The organism is Corynebacterium sp. (genome assembly GCF_030532965.1).
Lineage (GTDB): Bacteria > Actinomycetota > Actinomycetes > Mycobacteriales > Mycobacteriaceae > Corynebacterium.
In genome coordinates this window covers 1-9395 of record NZ_JAUNKC010000050.1, presented here as the reverse complement: position 1 = coordinate 9395, position 9395 = coordinate 1, and the positions used below count along the sequence as shown (strand labels likewise).

Here is a 9395-nt window from a genome sequence, read left to right as displayed (position 1 = left end):
GCTTTAACCGTTCTACACCTCAACCACCACAAAACCTGGTGAGAAAACCTCAATGCAATGTTTCGTGCACGTACTAACAAATGTTGATGATGGATCAGCCTTGATACAGATGCAAATTCTGATTAATGTGCTCCCGTAAATATGGCATAGCAAAAGTTACTTCACCATGACTTTTTGCGGTGAGCAATCCGCGATCAATGAGGCGGCGCCTGTAGGTTGAAGGTTGGCTTCCGGAAATCCCCATAGCCTCACCGATGTCAGAGGTTCGAGCCGACTCGCCCATGGCAGCAAGCGTGCATAAGAAATCCAACTCCCGAAACGGGATATTGCGTAACGCGGGTTTATGCACCATTTCTCCCATCCGTTCAATGACAAGCGGAAGACAATCATCAACCTCGGCTTCGGTTATCTCATCACCGGTGGTCATAGTCCACGCGATTGAGCCGATGAGCTGAATGAGAAAGGCGTAGCCGTGGCAATAACCAGTGGCAAGACGTAGTGCATCTGTTGTGAAGTGTTTTTCACCTTGTTTGGCCGTTGAATCCAGGGCGTAAGACACATCTTCATCCGTGATCTCACCAAGGGTAATAGGAGTTGCACGCCGTAGGAAAGTGGTGCCAGGATGTTCCAGCAATCGAATTATTTCACCTGGTAGACCGGCGAAGCTCAATGCGATGTTGTATCCATCACGTACGGAATCTTGAATGGCGTCGGAAAGTTCGTGGAGGTCTTTTGGATGAGCTGCTTGCAGCTCATCCATGGTAATTAGTAGACCACGTCCAGATTCAGTTAATATGCGACTTACTTCATTTAAGCTGGTCCATAACGTGTGACCTTCAGGAAACCGTTGCTGAACAGAAACCCCTAACCCACCTATGCCGCCGACATTTATATTTGTGATGCTACGGTCAACCGTTTGAGGGTGGATTGTGTTGAGGATTTTAGGTAGTTGTCCTTGTACCAAGTCTTCAACCATTGATTCAGATGCTCTGGCTCTAACTACATGCCAACCTGTTTCTTTTGCTTTCGCTTCCATCTGATTAAGCAACGCAGTTTTTCCGGTCCCATGAATTCCCTGAATAAGTGTGAATCTATGCGGCGAACCGACGCCTTCTTTGAGGGCAAATTCAAAGTTGCGCAAAAATTGCATGCGCCCGACAAAGACGACGGGGTTGACTCCAAAGCTCGGTCGGAATGGGTTGGCTAACATGACTCCTAATTCTACTTTTCGCTTGTAGGTTTTGTAGGATTTGTAGGTTTTCACACCGCCTGTAGGTTTTGTAGGATTTGTAGGTTTTAGCCAGGACCAGGGATTTTAGGCGGGCTACAGCTGGTTGCGAAGAAACTCGGCGACATCGGTTACTCGTTCCCGTGCAACGGTAGGGGTGGAGATGCGATGCTCGGAAACGTACTCTTTGACGGTTGCCTGCGCTTCCGCCCATAGGTAGCGGTCCGCGATAACGTCATGAGTGGCGACCTGCAGGAATGTTGGTGGGAGGTTTTCGGGGAACGAGGTGACGTCACTTCGCACGGACTCCGGCAACATTGACAGGTCAAGGTGGGGGAAGGTCAACGCTAGGGCGTCGAAAAGCGAGCTTGCAAGCACCGCCAACGCACCGCCGGAGGAATAACCCCAGGCCCCCAATGACGTGGCACCGTGCGCACGCGCCCAGGCGGCGGCATCCGCGACGGCGGAAATCACCTCCGGCAGCGTGTGTTCCGGAACCAACGGATAGTCCAGATCGAGGATCGTCACGCCCGATAATTCAGCCACGCCAGCGACCTCCGGACGCCAGGCGTTTTCCAGCGCCACCCCGGAGCCTTTCCACCAACCGCCGGGGTGCAGCGAAATCGCCCACTTACCTTCCAGGGGTTGAGACGGGCTAAAAAGCTGGGCGTTTAGCTCCGGAACGTCGGTGATGGTGACGTTTCCGGGGAACGCAACGCCCGGCATTGCGTGATCCACAGCCGCCCCCAGCATCAGCATCGCGGAATGCGTAATGCGGTCCGGTAGCCGCGCGTCGAAGGTGTCTGCCGGTACCGGGTCGGAGGGATTATCGGACCACGGGGGATTTTTATCCGGTGCCTCGTAATGGGCGGCAATATAGGTGGAGAGTTGTTCTAATTGCTGCTCAGGGGACATTTCGCGGTCGATGCCACCGACCTGAAATTCGGCGCGCTCAATTTTTTCTATCTCTTCTGCTGCTTTGGTGTTATCGCTCATGGCATCATGGTATCCAAAGATGAACTAAGTAGTAAGGGGCTAGGCATGGAACGCGTGTCGGAGATTCTTAACGCAACTTTGACGCCGACAAAATCGGAGATCCTCACCGAAATTTTTGGGCCGCATGAACTGGTGGGCGCATTCCGGTTTGTTGATCCGAACGGCGAAGTGGGAATCGAAACCATGCTGGTGAGGGAATCCGGGCCGCTACTGCAATTGCCTGTGACCTACCGGAGTCACCGCATCAGTGACGACTTTGAGGTTTCTACCATGCAGCACAGCGAATTGGGGCAGCGGTTTGTCACGAAAACCATCGCCGACCCGGTAGCCGTCGCCGAGTATATTCGCGTGATTATCGAAGGCGATACCAATGCACAGCGTTCCGATGGGGTGCAACCACCGTTGGTTATTCGCGGAACCGGCAGCGCGGGGGCGGATAACCTGACAATTGAAAACATCCATCTTGATGAGATTTCCGGCGATACCGTCACGGGAAATATCGATATCAACGGTGAACGCAAGCACTTCCGCCTGGAACTACCCACCGAATTGGAGCCGAAACCAGTGCAGCTCGCGTTGGTCGGCACCGACACCGAAACCGGGGTGACCTATGTGCTGGCGGAGCTGACGATCTAGGTGGTTGCCTTAGACGTTAGAAACCTCAAGCGATCTTTCGATAACGGCGCAACGTTTGCGGTAAAAGACGTATCGTTTAGCGTGGGCCGGGGTGAAATCCTCGGGCTGGTTGGTATAAACGGCGCGGGGAAAACCACAACAGTGAAAATGTGCGCCACCCTATTGGCCCCAACTGCGGGCTCGATCACGGTCGCGGGCATTGATGCAGTGGCGAAACCGCAGCAGGCGCGTTCACACATCGGGTTGGTTCTTGGGGTAGAAAAAGGGTTTTACCCCCGAGCGACAGTGAACGCAAACATGCGGTTTTTCGCCGATCTTGCTGGGGTTTCCTACCGCAACCAGCAACAAGAAATCAGTCGGGTACTGGAGTTGGTGGGCCTTGCCGATAAGTTGTCGGTGAAAGCGGCCGCCCTATCCCACGGGCAGAAGCAGCGTCTGCATATCGCGCGGGCGTTGTTGGGGAATCCGCAGGTATTGCTTTTCGACGAACCCACCAGCGGCCTTGACCCCGATATTGCGCTTAAGGTGCGGGATGTGATTAGGAAAGCCGCCGACCAGGGTGCCGGAATGGTACTCACATCGCATTCCATGTCGGAAATCTCGCAGTTATCCGATCGGATCGCGGTTGTAAACAACGGCGAAATTTCGATTGTGGGCAAGGAGAAAGACATTTTCGACTTCGCCCACGTAGATCAGGTGCTCGGGTTTAGTTCCGTGCCGCAATACGATTCCGAATTAGAGGACCTTAGAACCGCATTGCGGCCTTATGGGCGCACGGTTATCAAACCGCACGGTGGAATGTGGCGAGTCACCCACTACGTTCCGGTGGGGGTATCGATACCAGGATTAACCGATCTGGTTAAAGACCGGGAATACACTTTGCGCTCTGCGGTATTAGAGGACGCTTTCTTGGCGTTGGCGGCGAACGGAAACGAGTAATTAGGCGTGGGGTTTGTACGTTTTATCCGAATGGCGTGGTTTCAACTGATCGAATTTAGCCGCACCACATACTTTTTCCAATTGGTTATAAGCACCACGGTGGTTGCGGGAATCATTCAACGAATAGGCGTTACAGCCTGGGGCGGTGACCCCTACCTGGGTTTTGTCCGCACCATAGCCATCGGCATGTGGACCTTGGCCGCTACCGCATCGGGGATCTTAGGGTTCGAGCGCTTCAAAGGCACCCTCGTTTTCTTAGTGTCGGGGCGCATTTCATCCCTTGCCGGACTAGCGCCCACCGTCACTGCCTGCGCTACCTTCGGTTTACTAGCGGCACCTATTTCCTGGCTTGTCTGGTTTCCGCACGCAACCGAAGTCCCGGCTTTTCAATTGGGCGTAGGTCTTGTGGTCTTGTGGCTATCCGTGGTGGTCAGCAGCTACATGATAGCGGCGGTCTTTATCGCAACCCCCAATGCGTTGGCCTACGAAGGGTTATTACTGGTACCGCTTTTGGCGCTTAGCGGCATTTTCGATTTCGCGGTGGCTGGCCACCTGGCAAGCGACGTCACCAGATTCGTTATCCCCAGCGCTGGGGCGTTTCGCTACCTTGCTGCTGGTAACCCAGTGGACGCGATGATTGCCGTGGCGGTTACCGGTTTGTGGCTTGTACTGGTGCGAGTCGTGGCGAACGCAACGCTTGCCGCCGCCCGCCGCGACGCAACGATAGATGTGGTGTAAACTCATGCGATTTATCTTTGATACGGCACGGGTGGCCGCCCGAAGCACCGGAACTTTTGCCAATATTCGCACCTTTATCGTCGGGGTATTTGTAATTCCACTTCTTGGTGTGGCCTTCAATGTGCTGCTCGGGCACGGAATAGGTGCACCAGATGTGCGTGCGATCGCGTTGGCGTCGTTAAGCATAGGCGTCCTAGGTATCGCGGCGAGCACCTTTGTTGCAATCGTGGTGCACGATCGTACGCTTGGAATCATCGACGAAGTGTTCTTCCGCCGGGGGCACAGCTGGAAATACCTCATGGGAATCGCCATTCCGGCTTTCGGTACAGCACTACTCACTGGCTGCGTATTATTCCTGCTCGTCGATGGTTTTCACCCACTTGCGATGCTGCGTTTGGTGTTACCCGCGGCATTATGCGGCATCTGCTTCGGGGTCGCCGCCGCAGGCGTTGGTCTGGCCAAAGGCAACCCGTATTTTCTCCTCAATTGGGTCATCGCGTTTCTGCCCTTAACCACAGGCGCGGTGGTACCGTTGAGCTACTACCCAGAGGTCATGCGGTATTTACCCTTAAGTGCTGTGGTGCAATCGTGGCGGGAGAACACCCCGCTATCGCTTGTCGACGCCACCTATAACGCCGGATTCTTTATCCTCATCGCGGTCCTCGGATTCTTCGCCACCAAACGCTATGTCGCGGCGATCAGATCCGGAACCCAATTCCACGCGCTATAAAACCACAAAACGCGCGGCAGTGATCTTCATTGGATCTGCCGCGCGTTCATTTTTGGTTAACCCAGGTTTACCAGATGGTCACTCGATCTTCTGGTTCGATGAACACCTTCGCGCCGGGGCTGACGTCGAATGCATCGTAGAATTCTGCAACGTTACCGGCAATAACGTTGCAGCGGAATTCGGCAGGGGAGTGTGGATCGATGGCGAGCAATTGGGCTGCGTATTCGGGGCGGAGTTTGGTGCGCCAAATATGCGCCCACGATAGGAACAGTCGCTGCAAGCCGGAATACTCGTGTTCGCTTAATCCTGGATCGGCACCGTCAGCGATAAACGGCTTGACCGGGGAGGAATCGAAATCCAATCCCTTGTCGGCGAGGTAGAGCCGGTAAGCAACCACGGCGATGCCCAGACCACCCAGGTCGCCGATGTTTTCACCGAGGGTGAATTCGCCGTTAACGCCAGCTGTTTCAATGCCAGTTCCCTCTAATACCGCTGGAACGAGACCATTAAATTGCTTAACTAGCTTGGCGGTTAGCTCGGTAAACGCGGCGCGATCCTCGTCAGTCCACCAAGATTGCAGATTACCATCGCCGTCGTATTGTGAACCTTGGTCGTCGAAACCGTGACCGATTTCGTGTCCGATCACGGCGCCAATCGCGCCGAAATTCTCGGCAGCATCAGCCTCTGGGGAATAGAACGGCGGGCGCAAAATCGCAGCAGGGAACGTAATGTCGTTGACCACCGGGTTGTAGAACGCATTAACGGTCTGTGGGGTGCTAAACCACTCGTCCCGGTCGGCCGGTTTGCCAACCTTTGCTAGCTCGTATGCGTGCTCAAACGCGCTGCCCTTTCGGACGTTTTCTACCAGGTCGGCACCATAAGGGGAGAAATCCAGATCCCCATAGTCACGCCATTTATCTGGGTAGCCGATCTTGGCGCGGAATTTCGCCAACTTCTCCAACGCCTTTTCACGGGTTGTTGGCGTCATCCATGCCAGATTGCTGATGCGCTCGTGATATGCCTTGACCAGGTAGTCCACCAAGGTGAGCATTTCTTGCTTGGAACTTGCCGGGAAGTGCTTGTCGACGAATAATTGACCGATCTCCTGACCCACAAACCCCTCAGCGAGATTAAGGGCTCGCTTCCACCGATCCCGCTGTTCGGTAGCACCGGTGAGTTTGGTGCCGAAGAAATCAAAGCTGGCACGGGCAATCTCATCGGTCAAAAGTGCCGCACGCAAATTAAGAATCCGCCACGTAGCCCACAGTTTCCAATCCGCCAGCCGTTCTTCAGTCAACAGGGAATCTAAGTGAGCCATGAAGTCCGGCATCATCACAATGAGCCGCTGTTGTGGCACGTCAGCTGCACGCAACATAGCCGCAACTTTTTCTGGCACTTGGTCAAATTCGGTGGGATTGAAGGTCTTAACTGCGTCCCGGGTACTGACTACGTCCCAGTGACCAGCAGCGATGTCCTTCTCCAGGGCGACAATTCGGTCAGCCGCGTCGCCGTCAATGTTTAAGAACTTCAACATGCGCGCCACATGTTCCCTGTAAGCAGCGAGGGGCTCAGCATGTGCCTCATCCCGGTAATAGGCTTCGTCCGGGAGGTTAAGCCCGCCTTGAAATAGGTACACCACAGCATCTTCGCTGGCGGAATCTTTCGTCACCCACATGCCTACTGGGGCACCGATTCCCACCTTGTCGAGTGCTCCTAGCGCATCGATGAAATCGGCGACGGTGGAAACGTCGATAAGCTGCAAGTCCGGTTCGATTGCTGCGATGCCCTTTTCTTCAATGCCAGCTTCGTCCATGAATGAACGATACAATTTGCCTGCGCGGGATTCCTGGGTGGCTGAGACAATCTCATGAACATCAATTTCTGATTGGTCACGCAGTCTATAAGACGTGCCGTCAGAAGCGCGATCAGCAGGAATAACATGAGTATCAAGCCACGGTCCGTTAACAAAACGGAAAAGATCGTTCATCGGTATAGTCATGAAAACAACATTATCTAATTTCGTCTTGTAAGTTAGGATCATGGCTTTTTACCGACACCGACCTACTGGCGCCACTGCCTCGTGGGTGGGCTTTAGCGGATTTTTACTATTTCTCCTGGTACTTCCTACCATTCTTAATTTCGTGGTCCCCGAAGGCGAACCAGTAAAAGAACCCGTCCGATTGGGCTATAAAGACGAGGATTGGGAAATCCAACTCAAAGATTTCGACGGCCAACCAATCGAGTGCGCCGAAGCCGTTTCGGAAACTTTTACCAAACGTTGGGAATGTGACAATTTCGTGTTGGACACCACTGTCATTGAATCCGGTGAACAGCCAAGCCGCACATTGTGGCGGGCAATTCGGGGCTACAGCACGCATACCCCACCAACCAACGGCGATATGTATCGCAGCGGGAACGTCCGGTTTATGGACAACTTCGACGAGACCAACCAAACCGGAATCACCCTTACTGGACATGGGGAACAGGACGGCAACGCTATTCTTGTGTTGATCTCCGGGGAAAACCGCGATGACGCGGTGGATTTGGTCCTATCCACCCTGCTCAAAGAAGACGCCGAACTTTCAGGCAAAAAGCTTTCACTCAACGAGGTCGACCCCGATAGCTTTCAAGAGATAACCTCAGATTGGAGCGCTGCCTAGCATGCCAAATACTTTCGGACGCATAGTGTTCATAGTTGCCATCTGCTTCGGCACGATTGCTGGCGTGGTTCTTGTTGGCTTAAACGCGCTGTTATCAGTATCCGGCTTATTCGTCGGCCTTTTCTTCGCGGCGATTTATCTGCTTGTGGGAACCTACCTGTTTAAAATTTCCCCAATGTGGCCCAAAGCTGGCTGGAAATGGTATCTCAGTTGCCTACTGTGGGGTTCTGGGGTTTCGCTTTTAGTCGTTACCATCTTTGGCTCCTCCATCGGCGACCTAACAGAAAAACTCGGCTGGATTGAAGTATCAGCGTCGTTTGGCGGTGCCTATCCAGAGGAGATCGCAAAGACGCTGGGAACCGCCCTCATATTGCTGCAATTTAACAAACTCAACCGCCCATGGCATGGCTTTGTCACCGGTGGCATCATCGGCTTGGGCTTCGAAACCATCGAAAATCTGCTGTATGGCGTCATCGGTGCAACTATCGACTCAGATAGTGACTTTTCCGGGACGCTGGAAATGTGGCAACTACGCTCCGTGGCGGGGCCAGGACTGCACATCACTATGTCGGCACTCGCCGGGCTTGGTGTCGGCTATGCGATGTATCTAGCGAATATCTCCTTTGCGCGGCGGTTAGCCTATCTCGCCGCCGGATTCCTTGCCGCCTTCACGCTACATTTCTGTTGGAACATCCTGTGGGATAGAGGCAACACTTTCCAGATCACGTGGCTAGCTGGTGTGGCATTAGTGCTGTATCCCACCTTTATCTACTGCTGGTACCTATGTAATAAGCAGGCGAAACTAGAGGGCGTGCCGCTTAAAACCTCACAGCCAATCACCCACATGGCCCAATTGCCGCCCAAGATAATAAGAATTAACCGATCCGGCGAGACTGAAACTGAGAGTCCGAAGGTTAGTTAAAGAAATGCGGAAATTATGATGCACTTGCAGATTTTGTTATAGATCGATTGTGTGCAAATAGCCTTTTTCGGCAAAACTCTACCTGGATCCAAAGAAATACATGACAAAGTTGTAATTAGAGTCTAGTTGAACTGCCGTAGGTTTTGTTCCTAGGCGTTTACTTTGTTTCCTTAATTTTTCTTGTTGGTGGTTGGGTGTTCCAATATTCCGTTTCGACTTCGACTGGTGTGCGGTAGCCTAGGTTTTCTTCGAGTCTGGTTTCATTCCACCAAGTAACCCAACAGAACGTGGCGATTTCAACTTCTACAGCATCAACCCATCTGTGGGCATTGATGAGTTCATTCTTATAAGGAGCCGTTGACATTTTCCGCGAGGGCATTGTCATAAGAATCCTTAGGCTGTGCCGGTTGATTCGGTAATTCCTGATTCTTTCAGCCGCTGATTGTAAACAATACTGACGTACTGTGTGCCATGGCCTGTATGGTGAATCAGTGTTCCGGACGAGCTTTTCGTAGCGGTGTGGTAACGATCGTGTAGCGCCAGAGT

Annotated in this window: 9 protein-coding genes and 1 pseudogene; 6 read left to right on the top strand and 4 right to left on the bottom strand. The window is 53.1% G+C overall.

Going from position 1 to position 9395, the window contains the following annotated elements:
• Positions 1 to 94 precede the first annotated feature (94 nt).
• Complete coding sequence (locus tag Q4D85_RS14205) at positions 95 to 1210, bottom strand: ATP-binding protein (RefSeq protein WP_303201429.1); 1116 nt, start codon at positions 1208 to 1210, stop codon at positions 95 to 97.
• A gap of 114 nt (positions 1211 to 1324) precedes the next feature.
• Positions 1325 to 2224: an alpha/beta hydrolase gene (locus tag Q4D85_RS14200; RefSeq protein ID WP_303201427.1), complete on the bottom strand. Its 900-nt coding sequence runs from the start codon at positions 2222 to 2224 to the stop codon at positions 1325 to 1327.
• A 45-nt stretch (positions 2225 to 2269) separates the two neighbouring features.
• On the opposite strand from Q4D85_RS14200, the gene Q4D85_RS14195 reads away from it, so the two are divergent.
• Genes Q4D85_RS14195 through Q4D85_RS14180 form a run of 4 tightly spaced genes read left to right on the top strand, consistent with a single transcriptional unit; the run spans position 2270 to position 5267 of the window.
• On the top strand, positions 2270 to 2860 hold the full coding sequence (locus tag Q4D85_RS14195) for a hypothetical protein (RefSeq protein ID WP_303201426.1): 591 nt from the start codon (positions 2270 to 2272) through the stop codon (positions 2858 to 2860).
• Entirely contained in the window at positions 2861 to 3799 is a 939-nt protein-coding gene (locus Q4D85_RS14190; RefSeq protein WP_303201424.1) for an ABC transporter ATP-binding protein, read from the top strand.
• Between the two features lie 30 nt (positions 3800 to 3829).
• The gene (locus Q4D85_RS14185) at positions 3830 to 4537 is read left to right on the top strand and encodes a hypothetical protein (protein WP_303201423.1); all 708 of its coding nucleotides are present in this window, start codon (positions 3830 to 3832) and stop codon (positions 4535 to 4537) included.
• A gap of 4 nt (positions 4538 to 4541) precedes the next feature.
• Entirely contained in the window at positions 4542 to 5267 is a 726-nt protein-coding gene (locus Q4D85_RS14180) for a hypothetical protein (RefSeq protein WP_303201421.1), read from the top strand.
• Between the two features lie 67 nt (positions 5268 to 5334).
• On the opposite strand, the gene Q4D85_RS14175 is transcribed toward Q4D85_RS14180, so the two are convergent.
• Positions 5335 to 7254 carry a M13 family metallopeptidase gene (locus Q4D85_RS14175; RefSeq protein ID WP_303201430.1) on the bottom strand — a complete coding sequence of 640 codons (1920 nt, stop codon included), beginning with the start codon at positions 7252 to 7254 and terminating at the stop codon, positions 5335 to 5337.
• A 52-nt stretch (positions 7255 to 7306) separates the two neighbouring features.
• On the opposite strand from Q4D85_RS14175, the gene Q4D85_RS14170 reads away from it, so the two are divergent.
• Both Q4D85_RS14170 and Q4D85_RS14165 read left to right on the top strand, forming a co-directional pair.
• A complete protein-coding gene (locus Q4D85_RS14170) occupies positions 7307 to 7927 on the top strand; it encodes a hypothetical protein (RefSeq protein ID WP_303201420.1) in 621 nt (206 codons plus the stop codon).
• Between the two features lies 1 nt (position 7928).
• Positions 7929 to 8849 (top strand): PrsW family intramembrane metalloprotease, encoded by a 921-nt coding sequence (locus Q4D85_RS14165; RefSeq protein WP_303201418.1) that lies wholly within the window; start codon positions 7929 to 7931, stop codon positions 8847 to 8849.
• 319 nt (positions 8850 to 9168) lie between these two features.
• On the opposite strand, the pseudogene Q4D85_RS14160 reads toward Q4D85_RS14165, so the two are convergent.
• Positions 9169 to 9395 (bottom strand): annotated as a pseudogene (locus tag Q4D85_RS14160) (IS3 family transposase); the annotation flags it as partial.

Excerpts from the sequence above, each read along its gene's own strand:
- Q4D85_RS14175 (WP_303201430.1), bottom strand. The coding sequence starts at position 7,254 with ATGAACGATCTTTTCCGTTTTGTTAACGGACCGTGGCTTGATACTCAT.
- Q4D85_RS14195 (WP_303201426.1), top strand. The coding sequence starts at position 2,270 with ATGGAACGCGTGTCGGAGATTCTTAACGCAACTTTGACGCCGACAAAA.
- Q4D85_RS14185 (WP_303201423.1), top strand. The coding sequence starts at position 3,830 with ATGGCGTGGTTTCAACTGATCGAATTTAGCCGCACCACATACTTTTTC.
- Q4D85_RS14205 (WP_303201429.1), bottom strand. The coding sequence starts at position 1,210 with ATGTTAGCCAACCCATTCCGACCGAGCTTTGGAGTCAACCCCGTCGTC.
- Q4D85_RS14200 (WP_303201427.1), bottom strand. The coding sequence starts at position 2,224 with ATGAGCGATAACACCAAAGCAGCAGAAGAGATAGAAAAAATTGAGCGC.
- Q4D85_RS14170 (WP_303201420.1), top strand. The coding sequence starts at position 7,307 with ATGGCTTTTTACCGACACCGACCTACTGGCGCCACTGCCTCGTGGGTG.
- Q4D85_RS14165 (WP_303201418.1), top strand. The coding sequence starts at position 7,929 with ATGCCAAATACTTTCGGACGCATAGTGTTCATAGTTGCCATCTGCTTC.
- Q4D85_RS14180 (WP_303201421.1), top strand. The coding sequence starts at position 4,542 with ATGCGATTTATCTTTGATACGGCACGGGTGGCCGCCCGAAGCACCGGA.